This is a genomic window from Deltaproteobacteria bacterium (assembly GCA_029210625.1).
GTDB lineage: Bacteria > Myxococcota > Myxococcia > SLRQ01 > SLRQ01 > JARGFU01.
This window is the reverse complement of the sequence record JARGFU010000036.1, coordinates 25,740-43,271: the sequence shown is the minus strand read 5'-3', so window position 1 is coordinate 43,271 and position 17,532 is coordinate 25,740. Positions and strand designations below refer to the sequence as shown.

The following is a 17,532-nucleotide window of genomic DNA, read 5'->3' as shown; positions in this document are numbered from 1 at the left end:
CGGCGCCGCGCTGCGCGACGGAGCGGCCGGCTCGGTGGGCGGGGCGGGCGCCCGGGCGGGCGCGGCCGGCTGGGTCGCCGCGGGCATCGCCGGCAGGGTCCCGCCGCCGGGTGCGGTGATCTCCTCCGGGGCCATGGGCGCGCCGGGCTCGGTCCCCGGCTCGTCCTCGTCCATCGCCAACGCCGGCGCCGAGCCGAGCTCGTCGGCGGGCGGCGCCTCGGGAGCCGGGGCGATCATCGCCCCGGCCGCCTCGGCCTCGGAGAGCTCCCGGATCCGGAAGACCTTGCCCGAGCCGGGATCGGTCACGTGGATCGAGTTGTCGTCCTTGATGTCGCAGAGGATGTTCGCGCCGGGGCCCGCGCCGCCGGTCTTCTCCATCCCGATCTTGAGCGCGGCCATCCAGTTGTCGGCGTCGACCCGGAAGGTCATGTCGAAGCCGACCAGCTCCTGGGCCGGGATGAAGACCTCGTACTTGGCCATTTCGGCTCTACCTTTCGCCGACCGCCGCCGGCCCTGCGCTACTGAGCGGTGATGAAGAACTCGACGCGGCGGTTCTGCTCGCGACCCATGGCCGTCGCGTTGGAGGCGATCGGACGGGTCTCGCCGAAGCCGGCCGCCTCCATCCGGGAGCCGTCGACCCCCTGGCCGATGAGGTACTCGCGCACGGAGTTGGCCCGGTTCTGGGAGAGCCGCAGGTTGTAGCTGTCGGAGCCCTTGCTGTCGGTGTGGCCCTCGATCCGGATCTGGATCTTCGGGTTGTCCTTGAGGACCGCGGCCACCTGGTTCAGCAGCTCGTAGGAGCGCGGCAAGATCCGCCACTTCGCGGTCTCGAAGAAGACCTTCTGCTTGATCTCGATCTTGTCCTTCTTGAGCTCGACCAGCGTGTACTTCTTCGGGCAGCCCTGCTCTTCCTTCACGCCCGGCTCGTCGGGGCACTTGTCCTCGTGGTCCGAGATGCCGTCGTCGTCCCGATCCTTCGGCGGGCAGCCCTCGAGCTCGGGGATGCCGGGATCCATCGGGCAGCGATCCTTGATGTCGGGGATGCCGTCGGAGTCGTTGTCGAGGTCGGGGCAGCCGTCGGTGTCCTCGAACTGATCCTTGTCCTCGGGCTCGTCCGGGCACTTGTCCTTGTCGTCGGTGAGGCCATCACCGTCGCGGTCGTGGACCGGGCAGCCCTTGTTCTCGATCGGGCCGGCCTCGTTGGGGCAGGCGTCGTCACCGTCGAGGAGGCCGTCCTGATCGTTGTCCGGATCGGGGCAGCCGTCCTTGTCCTCGAAGCCGTCCTTGTCCTCGGGATCCTGCGGGCACTGATCGACGTCGTCGGTCAGGCCGTCGCCGTCGGTGTCCAGCGGCGCCTCGAGGGGGCAGCCCTGGTTCTCGACCGGGCCGGCCACCATCGGGCAGCGGTCCTCGACGTCGAGCACGCCGTCGTTGTCGTTGTCGGGCTCGGGGCAGCCGTCGTCGTCCTCGAAGCCGTCCTTGTCCTCGGGATCCTCGGGGCAGGCGTCGTCCTTGTCGAGGAGGCCGTCGTTGTCCGTGTCCTTCTCCTCGATCTTCACGATCACCGGAGGCGGCTCGGGCTGCTTGATGTGGACCTTCTTCACGCAGCCCTTGGAGAGCTGCACCGCCTGCTTGCCGGCGGTCTCGGCGATGTCGATGTGCTGCTTGGCCCGGACGAAGTTGCCTTGATCCAGCTCACCCAGCGCGAAGGTGAGCTGCGCCTCGCCGGTGGCCAGCTCCTTGGGAGCGCACTTCATGGCGTTCTGCTTGCGGGCGAGCTTGAGGTCCTGCTCCACCACGCCGGCGGAGGTGCGGATCTGATCGCTGGTGACGCAGCCAGCGCCGATCAGCGCGGGGATCACCGCCAGGAGCACGAGTCGAAGGGGCTTTCGCATCACGTGGGTCTCTCGATCGGGCCGAAGGGGCTCGTTCAGGGCATGGGCGGCGGGGTCAGGGTCTCGATGGAGCCGGTCGTGGCGCCGTCGTCCGCGGGCGCCAGGCCAGCGCCCGAGTCCTCGACGTCCTGGCGGACGGCCTTCAGGGACTTGGCCTGGGCCTGCCGGGCGAAGTCCCGGGCCTTCCGGGCGTAGTCGATGGCCACCTCGAAGTCGGCGTAGCCCCGCTCCTCGCGGGCCTTCTCCAGATAGAGCTCGGCCGAGGTGAACTCGTAGGGGGCGAACTTCTCGCCCTCGGCGGTCCGGGCGCCGGAGAGGGCGACCGAGGCGTCGGCGATGACCGCCGTGGACTCGATGGGCCCGCAGCCCACGCCGAGGGCCGCCACTGCCAGCGCTGTCACCAGGATTCGTCGCATCTTCTCCCCTCCCAGCCGCTTGTCGGCACCCGAAAAAGAGTGCCGGACGCCCATCGGAGGTAGCAGGGCGTTCGGGTGAGTGTCAATATTACCCCAGACCCGCTTTCCCCAAGAAATTTCAAGACTTCTCGGCCATCTCCAGCTCGGAGGGGCCGAGGCGGAGGCGCCGGGAGAAGCGCTTCCAGCGCAGGAAGAGCCAACCCACGACGCCCACGAAGATCGGGCCGACGAGGAAGAGCGACCAGCCGAGGCGGGCCTCGACGAAGGTCTGCATCCCACCCGCCTCGGGGCCGGCCTGGAAGGCCTTGTAGCTGCCGACCCACCAGAACTCCTGGAAGAAGACCGCGAAGAAGAGCCCCTGCATCGCGAGGGTCGCGATCACCGCGCCCAGGAGGATCCGGCGCTGGCCGCGGCGGACCAGCAGGCCGCCGACCGCGGTCCCCACCATCCCCATCACCGCATAGAGGCTCACGCCCACCCAGCCGAGCCAGCCCGAGGGCCCCTCGGGATCGACGAGGTAGTTCCAGGACCAGGCCGGCTCGGTGGCGTAGAGGTACACCCCCACCGGGCAGAAGATCAGCAGGTGGAAGGCGAGGACCTCCGCGCCGATCTGCCAGAAGGCGCGCCAGCCCTCGCGCTCGAGGGCCTCCGCGCCTCCCCAGGTCACGAGGAGTCCGATGGACGTCGCCAGAATGAGATCAAAGGGGATTGTGGGCGCCACCACCTTTCAGACCCCGGAGTCTATAAGATGTGGCGCGTCATGCGTATCACCGGACGCCTCCTCTCTCTCGCCCTGCTGCTGGCCCTCCTGGCCCCTACCCCGGCGAAGGCCCAGAACGAGCTGCTCCTGCTGCGGATCCGCCAGACGCCGAAGGAGGCGCTGGACCCGCTGATCAACGAGCTCTCCTTCGGGCACCACCCCCGGGTCCCCTACGACATCTCGAGCCTCCTGCAGGATCCCGACACCCAGGCCCGGATCAAGGCGGCCTACCTGCTGGGCTTCCTCGACAAGAATCCCCGGGTGGTGGGCCCCCTCTCCACGGCGACCGAGGATCCCGACTGGGAGGTGCGCAGGGAGGCCCTCTTCGCCCTGCGCCGGCACGGCGGGAGGGCGCAGGTGAAGGTCGTGGCGGCCCTCCTGGGCGACGCGCAGCGGCCGGTGCGGCTGGAGGCGGTGCGCACCCTCGGCGCCCTCGGCGGCCCGGCGGCGGGCAAGGCCCTGCGCGGCGCGCTGACCAAGGTCGGCGAGGATCGCGAGCTGGAGGTCTACCTCCTGGAGGCGATCGGTGACACGGGAGACCGCGCCAGCGCGCCCGCCCTGAAGGCGAAGCTGAAGAGCCCGAGCGAGACGATCCGCCTCACCGCCCTGCGGGGCCTGGCGCTCCTGGGCGATCCCAGCGCGAGGCAGCAGCTCCTGGCCGGCCTCGCCGCCCCCGAGCCCTACCAGCGGCAGGACGCCGCCGCCCTCCTGGGCAAGGTCGAGGCCCCCTGGTCGAAGAAGGCCCTGGAGAAGGCCCTGGCGGGGGAGCCCGATCCCCGCACCCGCCTGAGCGTGGCCGAGGCCCTCGGCGCCCAGGGCGTCGACGCCGGCCTCATCTACGTGCTGAAGGTGCTCGACACCGACGCCGACGGACTCGCGGTCCCCGCCGCCGACGCGATGGGGAGGCTGAAGGTGGATCAGAAGACGGTGGACCGCCTGCGCCAGAAGATGGCCACCGAGGGCGGCGGCGCTGGCATGGGGGCGCCCGCCCCGCCCGCCGCCCGGCCGGCGGACACGGTGCCCGGCGAGGAGCTCGGCCGCCTCATCCGCTCCCTGCGGGAGCGGCCCGCCACCCACGCCGAGCGCCTCGCGGCCTTCTCCGATCACTTCAAGGGCGTGCCCTACCAGATCTCCCCCCTGGGGGAGGGCGCGGGCTTCGATCCCGATCCCCTCGCCCGCTACGACGCCGTCGACTGCCTGACCTACGTCGAGCAGGTGCTCGCCCTGGCCGCCTCGCCGGTGGAGGATCCCCTGCCCGTCCTCCTCGACCTGCGCTACGCCCGCGGCCGCCCGAGCTTCGGGGAGCGCAACCACCTGATGATGGCCGAGTGGATCCCGCGCAACGTCGAGAAGGGCTACCTGATCGACGTCACCCGCGAGGTGGGCGGGGAGCACGTGGTCGAGACCGAGAAGACCCTCGACGCCGCCCTCTGGGCGAGCCGCCGGGGCGTCGATCTGCCGCTCGCCTCCGAGGAGGTGCCCACCGGCCTCTACCGCCTGCCGATCATCCCCATCGCCGTCTTCCCGGAGGTGATGGCCCGCATCCCCGACGCCACCCTGCTCCTGGTGGTCCGGCGGGATCTCCCCGTCCGCCCCTACCGGGTCACCCACCTCGGCTTCGTCTTCCAGAAGGGCGAGGTCACCTACCTGCGCCACGCGGCGAAGGCCGGCTACCACCAGGTCGTCGACGAGCGCCTCGACACCTTCGTGCGCCGCAACGCCAACTACAAGAAGTGGCCCGTCGAGGGCTTCAACCTGCTGGCCCCCCGCGAGAACCCCGCCCGCACCGCGAACCTCTAGCCTCTGGCAGAAGCGCGCGCAGGCGGCGCATAGCCGGCGGAGCGTTGCGGTCCCGTGGACCCCTGGCTCGCCCTGGGGGGTCCGGGGGGAGCGGTGCTCCCCCCGCTATCGGACGTCGCCGGTCGAGGGCTTCAACCTGCTGGCCCCCCGCGAGAACCCCGCCCGCACCGCCAACCTGTAGCTACTGGCCGATGTCCCAGCGCAGGGTCTCGAGCAGGATGACGAGGCCCACCACCGCGGCGAGGAGGAGCAGCCCGAGGAGCACCGCCGAGAGGCGCAGGCCCCCCGAGCCGAGCGCCGTGAGCGGCAGCTCCTCGCCCTCCTCCGGGGTGAGCTCGAGCTCGAGGGCCTCGAGGCGCTCGCGCATCCGGCGGCGGGCGCGCACCACCGAGATCGTGACCACGACCAGCACCAGCGCCAGCACCGCGACCAGGGCCGCGATCAGGGGGCGCCGGAGCGAGGCCTGCCAGGCGGCGAGCTGCTCCCGCTTCCGGGCGGTGTCGTCGCCCAGGAGGGGAGCCCGTCCGGTCTCCACCTCCAGGCGGGAGAGGAGCAGCGCGGCGGCGCGGTCCAGGCCCGGGCGGTCCACCCGGGCGAACTGGTGGGGCTCGAGCGCCAGCAGCTCCTGCAGGGAGGGCTCCCGGGGCAGCTCGAGCTCGTCGCTCCCCTGGGGCTCGGCGGCCGGCACGGTCTCCAGCCGATCCACCAGCCGGCGCAGCCCCTGGGCGGTCTCGGCCCGCGAGTCGATGAAGACGGCCCGCTCGTCCCCGGCGCCGCTGCTCCCGTCGGGCGAGGTCGAGACCCGCAGCAGGGCGATCCCCTGCGCGTCGACGGGCAGGGCCACCTCGTAGCGGAGGCTCTCCGAGCCGTCGAGGACCACGCTGTCCGAGCCGATCCAGCGCCCCTCGAGCCAGAGGTCGAGGAAGAGCGGGACGTCGCGGCGCATGGAGGCGATCTGGGCGACGAAGGTCTCGTCGGCCCGCTGCAGGGAGCGCTCGGCCCGGATCAGGATCTGGGTGGGCGCGTCCCGCAGCCAGTAGTTGCTCGCCGTCCCGCCCTCGAAGAGCTCGAGGCGCTGCCGGGGGAAGCCGGGCCGCAGCGGGATCTCTCCCACCCCCATCGCGTCGATCTCGATGGGCTGGGGCTCGACGTCGGTGGGCGGCGCCTTCATCCCCGGCCCGGGCGGAGGCGCGCGCAGGCGCCAGGCCAGCTCGGGGGCCCCGTTCGCGGCCTCGGTCCAGACCAGCACCCGGTTCTCCAGGTTGCCCACCAGGGTGCCGCTCTCGGGGTAGAGGCGGGTGCGGGGCCGGGTCTCGCAGCGCCGGCTCCGGGACCAGGCGCCGCTGACCTCGCGGTAGCGCCCCTCCTCGCAGACGTGGCGCAGGGCCAGCCAGCGCTCCTCCGGCGGGCGGGCTTCGCCGGGCCGGATCACCTCCACCGGCATCCGGACGGTCTCGAGGGCGGCCCCCGGGAGGGCCAGGTTCAGGATCAGGGTGTGCTCACCGATCGGGGTCTCGTCGGGGAGCTGAGGGTTCAGCTCCAGGGTCCGGCTGATCCCGATCACCCCCTCCCCCAGGGGGCGGCGGCCCTTCCCGCCGGGCGCCTCCAGCTCGGCCTTCACCTCCACACCCCGGACGTAGGTGGAGGTGGAGAGGTCCAGCACCACGATCCGGAGGGCCGCCCGCTGGCCGGCCACCCAGCGCCGCTGGGCGAAGACCTGGGTCCCGTAGCGGACCTGATAGGTGGAGATCTGGATGACGGCGACCAGGAGCGCGAAGGCCACGAGCCCGGCCAGGAGGGTCAGCCACCGCCAGAGACGTCCCCGGGCCTCCTCCCGGCCGTCGCCCTCCAGGGGCCAGTCACCCTCCGCCATGGGTCTGACACCCTACCCGATGTGCGGGCGGGTGGCTCCTCCTCGGGTCGTTTGCTTGATCGGTGAGGTCCGGGGGGCGTAGCCTCTTGGGTCATGCGGCCCGAACGGCTTGGTCACTACCGGGTTCTCGGCCTCATCGGCCGCGGGGGACTGGGTGAGGTGTATCGTGCCGAGGACGAGCGCAACGGCGAAGAGGTCGCCATCAAGCTGCTCACCGGCGCGACCAACACCAACAAGCGGGCGCTCTCTCGCTTCAAGCGAGAGTTCGAGGTCCTGGTCGAGTTCGATCATCCTCATGTGGTGAGAGTGATCGACGCCGGCCTGGCCGGCGAGTTCCCCTTCTATGCGATGGAGCTGATCGAGGGGGTCGACATCCGGCGCCACCTCGACGGGGTCGCCGACGACGCCGCCTCCTGGCAGTCCCACGACACCCCCGTGAGCCAGGGCTCCCTGAGCATCGACCGACCGCTGCGCGCGCCGAGGCCTCCCGTCGCGCTGGACGAGGCGGAGACCATGGACGAGGAGAGCGTCAGCTCGGCGCTGGTCGAGCAGGTGCAGGCCTTCGACATGGACGCCTGGCTGGAGGAGCCCGACTCGGACCTCCTCCTCGGCCGCACCGAGGCCGCCTCCTCGGACGACCTGGCGGTGGGCGCCAGCGGCCCGGCTCCGTCGGTGGATCAGCCCTACGACGATCTGGCCGGCGAGCTCGACCCGATGGACCTGCCCGCCGGCCCCAGCGCGCACCTGGACCGCCTGAACAACCCGGTGCGGGTGACCCGGATCCGGGAGCTCCTGGCCCAGGTCTGCGACGCCCTGGCCTACGTCCACTCCCGCGGCCGCGTGCACCGGGATCTGAAGCCCTCGAACATCATGGTGGACGAGGACGGCGACGCCCGGCTGATGGACTTCGGCCTGATCAAGACCATCGCCGATCTCAACGAGGTCACCGACGCGGGCCGGGTGGTGGGCACCTACCGCTACATGTCCCCGGAGCAGGCCAGCGGGGAGGGGATCGACGCCCGCAGCGACCTCTACTCCCTGGGCGTCATCCTCTACGAGCTCCTCGGCGGCCGGCCGCCCTTCGTGGCCAAGTCCCCCCTCGAGCTCTGGCGGCAGCTCCTCGAGACCGAGCCGCCGCCCCTCTCCCGCCTCAACCCGGGGGTGGACCACGACCTGGCGCGGCTGGCGCACATGCTGCTGCGCAAGGATCCGAAGGACCGCCTGCAGACCGCCGAGGAGGTCAGCGAGGAGCTCCTCCTCCAGCGCCCGATCCACGATCGGATCTGGTGACGCGGCCTAGAACCTTTCGATCTCGAAGTCGTCCCTGCCACCCGGGGCGGGCGCCGCAGGCGCGGCGGGCTGCCGCTGCTGATCCTGACCGTAGGAGGCGGTGCCCGGCACGGCGGCCGCCTGACCGGTGGCCGCGGACTCGAAGTCGTCCCAGGAGGAGTCCGAGGTGCTGGCGATGCCCGAGACCCGCAGCTTGAAGTCGTCGGGGTTGGTCGCCTGGCGCAGGGCCTCCTCGAAGCTGACCAGCCCCTTCTTCAGGGCGAACATCAGCGACTGATCGAAGGTCTGCATGCCGTACTGCTGGTGGCCCTTGGAGATGGCGTCGGCGATCTCCTTGGTGCGGTCCTTGTCCTCGACCAGCTCGCGCACGAAGTGGGTGACCAGGAGGACCTCGACGGCCGGGAAGCGGCCGCGGCCGTCCGACTTGGGCACCAGGCGCTGGGAGACGACGGCGCGCAGCACCGCGCCGAGCTGCAGGCGCACCTGCTTCTGCTGGTAGGGCGGGAAGGCCGAGATGATCCGGTTGATGGTCTCGGTGGCGTCCAGGGTGTGGAGGGTGGACATCACGAGGTGGCCGGTCTCGGCGGCGGTCAGCGCGGTCTCGATGGTCTCGAGATCGCGCATCTCGCCGACCAGGATCACGTCGGGATCCTGCCGCAGCGCGGAGCGCAGGGCCTGGCCGAAGGCGATGGTGTCCACCCCCACCTCGCGCTGGTTGATGATCGAGCGCTTGTCCCGGATGAGGAACTCGATGGGATCCTCGATCGTCATCACGTGGCAGGTGCGGTTCGCGTTGATGTGATCGATCATCGCCGCGAGGGTCGTCGACTTGCCCGAGCCGGTGGTGCCGGTCACGAGGATCAGGCCGCGCTCGTGCATGCAGATCTTCTCGAGCACCTTGGGCAGGGCGAGCTGCTCGATGGTCTGGATGCGGAAGGGGATCACCCGCAGGACGACGCCCACGGTGCCGCGCTGCTGGAAGATGTTCACGCGGAAGCGGCCGAGGCCGGGCACGCCGTAGGCGAGATCCAGCTCGTTCTGCTCCTTGAACTTCTCCTTCTGCCAGTTGTTCATGATCCCGAAGGCCATCCGGCTCACGTCCTCGGGGGGCAGCCGCCGGGCGTCCTTCAGGGGCACCAGCGAGCCGTCCACCCGGAACATCGGGGGCAGGCCGGCCTTCAGGTGGATGTCCGAGGCGCCGCCACGCAGCGCGACCGAGAGGATGTCGTTCAGTTCCATGAGTGCTCTTGCTCTCCCCTGTTTCGACCCCCGCGGTCGAACCCGGTGAGGATAACACAGCGCCCACGGGGCCGGTTGATCGTGCCTTTTCGCCAAAGCAACCCGGGACACCCCCTAGCTCCATCTACATCAATGGACTGAACAAACCATCAGGGCGTCAAGGCTTGCACCGTGAGGGTCCACGCCCAAAGCAACAGGATGGAGGCAACGAGGTGGATCACTATCCATCCACGTGTCCATCGCTTCCTCCACGTCGTACTCCGCACCAACAACGGTATTACCGGTATCACCAGGGGAAGCACCCATACTCCTGGGATGCGGGCCACACTGACCGCTACTTCCGAGGCAACAGGTGCGGTACCGAAACCTCCGATCTCAGGACCGAGCAAGGTCGCCTCTGCAGGGAGAAACACTCCAACGACGAAGGCCACCAACAGGGAGGCCAACACGAGAACAGAGAAATCCCAACCCACTTCCCCGAAAGCCCCTTTCGAATCAGAAGCCACAAGCGACCTCGGTGTTTGTGCCGGCCTGTTGCCCCTCCCCGTACTCGTTACCCTGACAACTGCACCATCGGGTGAACTCGTGAACAATCAGGCCCGCCAGAACAACGGGCTCGCCGCAGAACCGTTGGGCAATATTCACAGCGTTGGGACGGGAGTCAGGTGGGCCAGAACGGAAGCCAGCGCAATTGGTGTATGCCCGAAAACCAAAGACGCCCCAGTCTGGAAAGAAGACATCAGGATCGTTGCCGGGGACCAGCCAGGCGTCGATGTTGCAGCCGAACGGAAACCTGTTCCTGCATGAGTTGCATTCGGTAGTTCCAACGCGGTTTCGAATCAGTGCGACAGCAGTATTCCAAGCTCCACAGGTGCCATGAAGAACATACATGCCGAAAGGGTCCAGGCCGGTCAGCGGGGCGCCATTCGCGTAAGAAAACACCTGGTCTGGTGTAGAAGGGAGAGTCTGCCGCTGCGGGTCCGGCTCCAGGTATCTCCCGATACGAGGCGAGAATGTCCTAGTCCAGTTGTGGTAGGGACCGGCCTCCCCGATCCACGCGAAGTACCCGTCGTCGTACTGCCCCGGCAACCTCACGGGCTCGCTGACCTGGGCGCCGTCGCCGTCGGGATCCTGGTCTTGCACGGGGCCTCCGAAGGGGTCGCGCCAGTGGCTCTTCCACACCACGCTGCCTCTCTCGTCGGTGAGCGCCTGGGGCGTCCCCAGATGGTCCCCATGGTACCAGAGCACGCGGGAGAGCAGGGTGCGGGTGGTGCGCTGGCCGCTCGCCGGGTCGAGGACGTTGCGGTGGGCGTGATCGCGCCTCGCGATCAGCTCGCCGCCCGCCCGGATCCAGCTGCGGGTCAAGGCGACGCTCCCGGGCAGCCCCACCCCCACCACCGGCTCCACCCGCTCCTCGATCAGCTCGTCTGCGGGGCCATGCGCGTAGCGCCAGCGCATCCCCAGCACCTGCTTCTCGCTGCGGCGGTTGCGGGCGTCGTAGGCCATCGTGAGCAGGGGCAGGATCAGCGGGTCGTCCGGCTGGAGGTCCGGCGGCGCTCCGACCATCGCGTCGCCGTCGATGTCCCAGGGCGACTCGGCCACGAGGTAGCACAGATCCACCGGCAGGACCGCGAGCTGGTCCTTCGTCGCCAGGGCCACCGAGGTGATGCGACCGAGGTGGTCTCGCTGCAGACAGAGCGAGACCTGCGTGGCGAAGAGCGCCTGCACCACCGTGGGCACCTGGACACCCGAGACCTCGAGCTTCAGGAAGTGGGCGACCTGGGTGACGTTGCCGGCGCCGTCGTACCAGTAGACCGGATCGGCCACCGCCCTTCCCCGGGAGCCTCGACCAGCGGGATCAGCTCCAGGTCGAAGGGCGTCCACCAGCCGTACCCCAGGATCCCGCCTCCACTGTGGGAGAGGTAGCCACGCTCGAAGACCAGCGGGACGCCTCCCGTTCCCGGCACCCGCAGGTCACCCCGCCGGAGGAAGACCTAGCCGGAGATCAGATCGACCTTGCCCCCATCCGAGGACTCGCATCGATCTCCCGCCGCTGGATCGGGAGCCCCGCCCCCGCAGCCGCCAACCAGATCGCAGCCGTCGCCGCCGCCGCCGGGGCCATCGCCATACGGCCAGGGCCCCGAAGGGCCGCCCGGCGGTCCGCAGTCCTCGTCCACCTCCCCGTCGCAGTCGTCGTCCTTCTCGTTGCAGACCTCTGGCGCCGGCAAGGGAGGCGTGGCGTCCGGATCGCAGATCGTCCCCGTGTCGTCCTCGGGATCGCACTGGACCGTACCCGACACCCGGCACTCTCCGAGCCCCTCCTCGCAGGCCTCCCCGAGGCCGAAGCCGTCGTCGGTCTCTCCATCACAGTCGTCATCCGAGCCGTCGCAGGTGCGCTCGCTGCCGTCAGAGTTGCAGGCCAGCGCTTCGAGGCCCTCCCCTTCGTCCTCGGGGTTGCGGCAATCGTCCGCGATCCCGCACCCGAGGCCCGTGTCGTTGCAGCACTGGAGGCGCCCCTGCCCACCTTCACAGGAGTAGGTCGCGCAGAGACCTCTCTGATGATCCACGCAGGCGCTCGTGACGGTCACGCCGCTGGGTACACAGCCCGACCCAGGATCTCCCGTCGCGAACTGCCGCCTCGATCCGGGCTCATCCACCCCTATCGGGGGGGGGAGAATCTCCACACCCACTCACTGAGAGCAGGAAAGACCCCACGCAACCGACCACCAGCAGCCACCGACGCGCCATGCGTACCCCCAAGATGAGCAGGAGGAGAGCGAAGGGATCGGGCCGACCCGCTACCGACCCCCCATCTGCCTGCTCGATTGTGAGTGATGCGCCGCCGCCGGATCAAACGACACCGGGGCACATGCGCCTACACGGCGGATGCCCACGAGCGCACGATGAGGTCACCGCCCCATCGCGCGCTTCACCACGAAAGGGCGAGGTTAGGGGCAGCCCACCGCGCCGACGATCAGGTTGCCGTTGGCCGGGCCACCGCACTCGCTGATCGCGTCCGCGTCGTCCACCACGATGAGCACGTCGTCGCGGGCCCCCGGCGAGGTGATCCGCACCGAGAGGAGCTCCCCCTCCCCGGGCGCCAGGGCCACCGTGGTGGTGGCGCTGCCCAGGAAGTCGGGGGCGGCCACGTAGCGGCCCCGGTAGACGTCGGCGGTGATGCCCGCCGGCGCGGTGGTGGCGCCGACGTTGTCGACCCAGAAGCGCAGGGTGAGCTCGGTGTCGCAGCTGCTCCGGTCGATCATCGCCGAGGTGACGGCGAGGTCCGCCGCGGGCTCGAAGAAGCCGACGATCGGGGGGCTGGCGTTGGCGCGGTAGGTGCCGCCGCCGCTGCCGAAGGCCCAGCCGTCGATGGTGCCTGGATCCCAGGCGTCGGCCTCCACCATCGGCAGGGTGCCGTCGTCGTGGACGTTCGAGATGTGGTAGCCGTGCTGGTTCCAGATCGGGCGGGTGTCCACCCAGACCGGCTGGCCGGTGCCGTCGAGGCCGCCCCCGAAGACCTGGATGCCGGTGGTCGGGTTGCTGCCGTAGGGGTTCGCCGAGACCACGATCTCCGCCGCGCCGTCGCCGTCCACGTCGGCGATGACGGGGTACTCGTAGGCGGTGGCGGTGGTGTTGGGCTGCTCGTAGAGGACGCTGCCGGTCTCGCCGTCGAAGACCCGCAGGTAGACCTCGTCGTTGTAGACGACCTCGGCCCAGCCATCGCCCTCGAAGTCGAAGACCGAGGAGCCGGTCGCCGCCGAGGAGAGGTCCTGGGTGTCGCGGCTCCAGAGCAGCTCACCGCCGGTGTCGTAGACGGCGTAGGCGCCGTTGGTGGCCAGGCCGATCTCCGGCTGACCGTCGCCGTCGAAGTCGGCCACGGTCGGCGGGCCGCCCCGGCGGGCGGTCTGCCCGGCCCCGGCCGGCAGGAGCTCGGGGCCCCACTTCAGGGTGCCGTCGTGCTCGAGGAGGAAGAGCTGGGCGTCGGCCACCACCACCACCTCGGGGTTGGGGTCGGCGTCGAAGTTGCCCAGGGCCACGAAGCCGTCGGTGGGGGCGCCGGCGCGATCGGTGACCGCGTCGTCCCACATCACGCCGCCGACGAAGTCGTAGGCGGTCCGGCCGGTGACGATGTCGAGGAGGCCGTCCTGGTCGAGGTCACCGAGCACCGAGAGGGGGCCCACGCCGTTGTCGCCGTGGCCCTCGGCGGCGAGGCCCTGCCAGACCAGGTTGTAGGTGCCGGTCGCGCTGCGCTCTTAGACCGCCGAGCCGAAGATGATCTCGGCGTCGCCGTCGCCGTCGAGGTCGGCCAGGGCGGGGCTGCCCCAGGTGGTGCCCGCGTGGAGGTAGTTGGGGCTCGGGCAGTTGGCGGTGGTGCTGCAGGACCACAGGACGTTGCCCGCCGCGTCCATCACCACCGGGCCCACCGGCAGGTTGTAGCGGACGCCGACGATCTCCATGCCGGCCACGCCGTCGAGATCGCCGATCGCCAGGGCCGCGCCCGGCATCAGCTGGTTGCCGGAGGGAGAGACCATCACCTCGGTGTCGCCGGTTACGCCGTCGGCGACCACCAGCACGCCCGGCCCGAGGATGTCGCCGGCCAGCATCTCGTGGGCGACGAAGACGACCTCGGGGTCGGTGTCGGCGTCCACGTCACCCACCATCGGGGTGACCATCACCCGGGTGCGGGCCGGGTAGGCCAGGGTCTGGGTGCCCGGCCAGGACCACTCGGTGGTGTTCCCGAAGGTCTTGCGGATCTTCAGCTTGCACTGGTCGTTGAAGGTGCCGCCGGTGCGCACGCCGCCGTCATCGCAGGCGTCGCCCGTCCCGTCGCCGTCGCCGTCGGCCTGATCCTGGTTGGGCACGCGCGGGCAGTTGTCCGCGGTGTCGAGGTGCCCGTCCGCGTCGTCGTCGTCGTCGCAGGCGTCGCCCAGGCCGTCGCCGTCGAGGTCGGCCTGGTTGGTGTTGGGGGTGGTCGGGCAGTTGTCGACCCCGTTGTCGATGCCGTCGCCGTCGATGTCGCCATCGCAGGCGTCGCCGATCCCGTCAGCGTCCAGATCCTCCTGGCCCGGGTTGGGGACCAGCGGGCAGTTGTCGTCGCCGTTGGGCACGAGGTCGCCGTCGTCGTCGAAGTCGTTGTCGCAGGCGTCGCCCTCGCCGTCGTTGTCGGCGTCCTCCTGCCCCGGGTTGTAGGCGGTCGGGCAGTTGTCGAAGGGATCCTCGATGCCGTCGTTGTCGTCGTCGGGGTCACAGACGTCCCCGAGGCCGTCGGCGTCACGATCGGCCTGGTTCGGGTTGGCGTCCCGGGGGCAGTTGTCGAGGCCGTTGTCGATCCCGTCCCCGTCGATGTCGGGATCGCAGGCGTCGCCCAGGCCGTCGCCGTCCAGATCCTCCTGCCCGGGGTTGGAGTTCATGGGGCAGTTGTCCGCGTCGTTGTCGTGCCCGTCACCGTCGAGGTCGGAGTCGCAGGCGTCGCCCAGGCCGTCGCCGTCGGTGTCCAGCTGGTCCGGGTTCGCGATCTCCGGGCAGTTGTCCATGTCGTCGCGGATGCCGTCGCCGTCGGCGTCGCCGGTCGAGGTCGTGCAGGCCCCGTTGATGCAGTACTGCCCGGCCGCGCACTCGTCGGTGGTGCTGCAGGTCACCGGCGCCGTGTTCGGGCAGCCCGCGGCCGCCAGCGAGATCAGGGCCAGGGAGAAGAGGAAGAGCGACTTCTCGACCACGTGCTTCACTTCGAGACCCTCCAGGGGAAGTCGGGCGGGGACGGGAGAACACCCGCGAATTCCCCCAACTACCACAGTCGATCGCGACCTTGGAACAAGCGACGGATACACGACGGCCGCCCGCCACGCTGCCCGGGAGGGCGTCGTGGGGGACGGCCGAGGATGCGAGCGTTCCGCTCGGAAGCGACTAGCGCTTGGAGAACTGGAACTTCTTGCGGGCGCCGGGCTGGCCGTACTTCTTCCGCTCGACCTGACGGGCGTCGCGGGTGAGGTAGCCGGCCTTCTTCAGGGCGCCGCGCAGCTCGGGGTTGTAGAGGGTCAGGGCCCGGGAGATCCCGTGGCGGATCGCGCCGGCCTGGCCGGTGAGGCCGCCACCGTTCACGATGATCGAGATGTCGACCTTGCCGAGCATCTCGGTGGCCTCGAGGGGCTGACGCACCGCGGCCTTGCCGGTCTCCCAGGGGAAGTACTCGTCGAAGTCGCGCTTGTTGACGCTGATCTTGCCCTCACCTGCCTGGATACGAACCCGGGCGATGGAGCGCTTGCGGCGGCCGGTGGCGATGAAAACGGGGGTGTCCATGATTCTCTCTACTCCTAGTACTTCAGCTCGTAGGGCTCGGGCTGCTGAGCGACCTGCTTGTGCTCGGCGCCGGCGTAGACATGCAGCTTGCCCATGAGCTTACGGCCCAGGGGGCTCCGGGGGAGCATCCGCCGGACGGCGTGGATGATCACGTCCTCGGGCTTCTTCTCCATCAGCTCCGCGGCGGTGGTCTCGACGATGCCGCCGGTGTAGCCGGTGTGCCGGTAGTACATCTTGTCGGCGAGCTTCTTGCCGGTCAGCTTGATCTTCTCGGCGTTGATCACCACGACGAAGTCGCCGGCGTCGGCGTGCGGGGTGAACTGGGGCTTGTGCTTCCCCTTGAGGAGGGAGGCGACCTGCGAGGCGAGGCGACCGAGCACCTGCCCGTCCGCGTCCACGAGCAGCCACTTCCGCTCGATCTCACCCTTCTTGATGCTTGGCGTCGACATGTCCTTGAGCTCCGAAGATGCAATGGAGGAAAACTGGCGCGACCGGGCAAGACTCACCGATGGCGCGAAATGCGGGCTTATAGGAGGCCTGCGCTGGCCCGTCAAGATCGAACCGATCCGGGGGGCGGGTCCGCGGGGCCTGAATGGGTGTTCAGCCGGCCTCCCCGGGGGCCGGCGCGGGGGCCGAGGCGGGGGCAGGAGCCTCCCCCCCGGCCGCGCCGCTGGAGAGGAGCTTGATCTCGATCCGGCGGTTGTTCGCCCTCCCCTGCGGGGTCTCGTTGGTGTCCCGGGGGCGGGTGTCGGCGTAGCCCGCCACCTCGATCTGCCGGGGCTTGATCCCCTCGGCGACGAAGATCTGCACCACGGTCTGGGCCCGGGCCACCGAGAGGTGCCAGTTGCTCCGGTAGGCCCCCCCCAGGACCGGGATGTCGTCGGTGTGGCCTTCGATCCGGATGAGCTGGCCGGGCCCCTGGAGGACCCGGGCGGCGTGGGCCAGGTGCTTGCTGGCGGCCGGGTTCAGCTTGGCGCTGCCCGAGGCGAAGGTGATGCCGGCGGGCAGGCCGATGGTCACCTCGGACTCGGTGGCCTGCACCCAGGGCTTCTCCTCGGCCTCCTGGCCCATCATCTCGGCGATCTGATCGGCCTTCTCCCGGAGGGCCGCGAGCGGCTCGTCGAGCTCCTCGGCGGGCGTGTTCTTGTCGATGAGGTTCAGCGCGTCGAGGAGGGACTCCCGCCCCTGATCCCCCATCACCGTGAAGGCGTAGATGAGGAGGAAGAAGGCCAGCAGGAGGGTGGTCATGTCCGAGTAGGTGATCAGCCAGAAGGCCGAGAGGTCCTCCTCGGTCTCCGGGGACTGGCTGATCTGGAAGCCCTTCTTCTTCACTCCCCGGCCTCCTGCTTGGCCTCGAGGAGGGCGATCTCGACCCGCCGGTTCAGGGTCCGGTGGGCCTTGGTGTCGTTGGGCATGATCGGGTGGAACTCTCCGTAGCCCGCGACCGAGAGGCGATCCCGGGCGATCCCGGCCTTCTCGAAGTACTCGATCACCGAGAGGGCCCGCTCGGTGGAGAGCTCCCAGTTGGAGGGGAAGCGCGCGCTCTTGATGGGCACGTTGTCGGTGTGCCCCTCGACCCGGATGTGGCGGTCGGTGTGCCGCAGGAGCACCACCACGCCGTCCAGGACCGCCGCGGCGTCGGGGCCGAGATCGGCCTTGCCCTCACCGAAGAGCAGGTAGCTGCGCAGGCGGATCACCAGCCTTCCGGCGGCCCGGTCGATGTCGAGCTGATCGTCGAGCCCCTGCTTGGCGATCAGGTCCTCGAACTCCTCCACCGCCTCGTTGACCTGCTCGTCCTCCTGGCTGACCTGGTCCATCGCCTTCAGGCCCACCACCGAGACCGTCAGGATGATGAAGAGCAGGAGCTGGGTGATCATGTCCGCGTAGGAGTAGAGCCAGGTCGCGTCCTGCAGCGGGGAGGGGGACTCCTCCTCGGTGAAGCGGGGGTTGGTGCGCATGAGC

The 17,532-nt window shown here is 69.9% G+C and carries 16 protein-coding genes; 2 read left to right on the top strand and 14 right to left on the bottom strand.

Features of this window, described 5'->3' with window-relative positions:
• The 4 genes from P1V51_22855 to P1V51_22840 form a co-directional block, all read right to left on the bottom strand.
• Positions 1–480 (bottom strand): hypothetical protein (locus P1V51_22855; GenBank protein MDF1565893.1); only part of this gene is annotated, 480 nt, incomplete at its 3' end.
• Between the two features lie 38 nt (positions 481–518).
• Positions 519–1,895 (bottom strand): OmpA family protein, encoded by a 1,377-nt coding sequence (locus P1V51_22850; protein MDF1565892.1) that lies wholly within the window; start codon positions 1,893–1,895, stop codon positions 519–521.
• Between the two features lie 35 nt (positions 1,896–1,930).
• Positions 1,931–2,311, bottom strand: a complete 381-nt coding sequence (locus P1V51_22845) for a DUF4398 domain-containing protein (protein ID MDF1565891.1) — start codon at positions 2,309–2,311, stop codon at positions 1,931–1,933.
• A 118-nt stretch (positions 2,312–2,429) separates the two neighbouring features.
• Positions 2,430–2,978, bottom strand: coding sequence for a hypothetical protein (locus P1V51_22840; GenBank protein MDF1565890.1), 549 nt, complete (start codon positions 2,976–2,978; stop codon positions 2,430–2,432).
• Positions 2,979–3,071: 93 nt separating this feature from the next.
• On the opposite strand from P1V51_22840, the gene P1V51_22835 reads away from it, so the two are divergent.
• Positions 3,072–4,871 (top strand): DUF1460 domain-containing protein, encoded by a 1,800-nt coding sequence (locus P1V51_22835; GenBank protein ID MDF1565889.1) that lies wholly within the window; start codon positions 3,072–3,074, stop codon positions 4,869–4,871.
• Positions 4,872–5,052: 181 nt separating this feature from the next.
• On the opposite strand, the gene P1V51_22830 is transcribed toward P1V51_22835, so the two are convergent.
• A complete protein-coding gene (locus P1V51_22830; protein ID MDF1565888.1) occupies positions 5,053–6,744 on the bottom strand; it encodes a hypothetical protein in 1,692 nt (563 codons plus the stop codon).
• 93 nt (positions 6,745–6,837) lie between these two features.
• Here P1V51_22830 and P1V51_22825 point away from each other — a divergent pair, with 93 nt between their 5' ends.
• Complete coding sequence (locus P1V51_22825) at positions 6,838–8,034, top strand: serine/threonine-protein kinase (GenBank protein MDF1565887.1); 1,197 nt, start codon at positions 6,838–6,840, stop codon at positions 8,032–8,034.
• A 6-nt stretch (positions 8,035–8,040) separates the two neighbouring features.
• Here the strand turns inward: P1V51_22825 and P1V51_22820 are convergent, their stop codons facing one another.
• The 9 genes from P1V51_22820 to P1V51_22780 form a co-directional block, all read right to left on the bottom strand.
• Complete coding sequence (locus P1V51_22820) at positions 8,041–9,273, bottom strand: type IV pilus twitching motility protein PilT (protein ID MDF1565886.1); 1,233 nt, start codon at positions 9,271–9,273, stop codon at positions 8,041–8,043.
• A gap of 495 nt (positions 9,274–9,768) precedes the next feature.
• Complete coding sequence (locus P1V51_22815; protein MDF1565885.1) at positions 9,769–11,100, bottom strand: RHS domain-containing protein; 1,332 nt, start codon at positions 11,098–11,100, stop codon at positions 9,769–9,771.
• 167 nt (positions 11,101–11,267) lie between these two features.
• Positions 11,268–11,840, bottom strand: coding sequence for a MopE-related protein (locus P1V51_22810; GenBank protein MDF1565884.1), 573 nt, complete (start codon positions 11,838–11,840; stop codon positions 11,268–11,270).
• 381 nt (positions 11,841–12,221) lie between these two features.
• Positions 12,222–13,454, bottom strand: a complete 1,233-nt coding sequence (locus tag P1V51_22805) for a VCBS repeat-containing protein (protein MDF1565883.1) — start codon at positions 13,452–13,454, stop codon at positions 12,222–12,224.
• A gap of 72 nt (positions 13,455–13,526) precedes the next feature.
• A complete protein-coding gene (locus tag P1V51_22800; GenBank protein MDF1565882.1) occupies positions 13,527–14,999 on the bottom strand; it encodes a thrombospondin type 3 repeat-containing protein in 1,473 nt (490 codons plus the stop codon).
• A 178-nt stretch (positions 15,000–15,177) separates the two neighbouring features.
• Positions 15,178–15,570 (bottom strand): 30S ribosomal protein S9, encoded by a 393-nt coding sequence (gene rpsI, locus P1V51_22795; protein MDF1565881.1) that lies wholly within the window; start codon positions 15,568–15,570, stop codon positions 15,178–15,180.
• Between the two features lie 14 nt (positions 15,571–15,584).
• A complete protein-coding gene (gene rplM, locus P1V51_22790; GenBank protein MDF1565880.1) occupies positions 15,585–16,019 on the bottom strand; it encodes a 50S ribosomal protein L13 in 435 nt (144 codons plus the stop codon).
• Between the two features lie 151 nt (positions 16,020–16,170).
• A complete protein-coding gene (locus tag P1V51_22785; GenBank protein MDF1565879.1) occupies positions 16,171–16,902 on the bottom strand; it encodes an OmpA family protein in 732 nt (243 codons plus the stop codon).
• The gene (locus tag P1V51_22780) at positions 16,899–17,528 is read right to left on the bottom strand and encodes an OmpA family protein (GenBank protein ID MDF1565878.1); all 630 of its coding nucleotides are present in this window, start codon (positions 17,526–17,528) and stop codon (positions 16,899–16,901) included. The genes P1V51_22785 and P1V51_22780 overlap by 4 nt, the downstream gene beginning before the upstream one ends.
• Positions 17,529–17,532 lie beyond the last annotated feature (4 nt).

What these genes read in the sequence shown, in the direction of transcription:
- P1V51_22850 (MDF1565892.1), bottom strand. Translation starts at nt 1,895, where the DNA reads ATGCGAAAGCCCCTTCGACTCGTGCTCCTGGCGGTGATCCCCGCGCTG.
- P1V51_22845 (MDF1565891.1), bottom strand. Translation starts at nt 2,311, where the DNA reads ATGCGACGAATCCTGGTGACAGCGCTGGCAGTGGCGGCCCTCGGCGTG.
- P1V51_22835 (MDF1565889.1), top strand. Translation starts at nt 3,072, where the DNA reads ATGCGTATCACCGGACGCCTCCTCTCTCTCGCCCTGCTGCTGGCCCTC.
- P1V51_22830 (MDF1565888.1), bottom strand. Translation starts at nt 6,744, where the DNA reads ATGGCGGAGGGTGACTGGCCCCTGGAGGGCGACGGCCGGGAGGAGGCC.
- P1V51_22825 (MDF1565887.1), top strand. Translation starts at nt 6,838, where the DNA reads ATGCGGCCCGAACGGCTTGGTCACTACCGGGTTCTCGGCCTCATCGGC.
- P1V51_22820 (MDF1565886.1), bottom strand. Translation starts at nt 9,273, where the DNA reads ATGGAACTGAACGACATCCTCTCGGTCGCGCTGCGTGGCGGCGCCTCG.
- rpsI (MDF1565881.1), bottom strand. Translation starts at nt 15,570, where the DNA reads ATGGACACCCCCGTTTTCATCGCCACCGGCCGCCGCAAGCGCTCCATC.
- rplM (MDF1565880.1), bottom strand. Translation starts at nt 16,019, where the DNA reads ATGTCGACGCCAAGCATCAAGAAGGGTGAGATCGAGCGGAAGTGGCTG.
- P1V51_22780 (MDF1565878.1), bottom strand. Translation starts at nt 17,528, where the DNA reads ATGCGCACCAACCCCCGCTTCACCGAGGAGGAGTCCCCCTCCCCGCTG.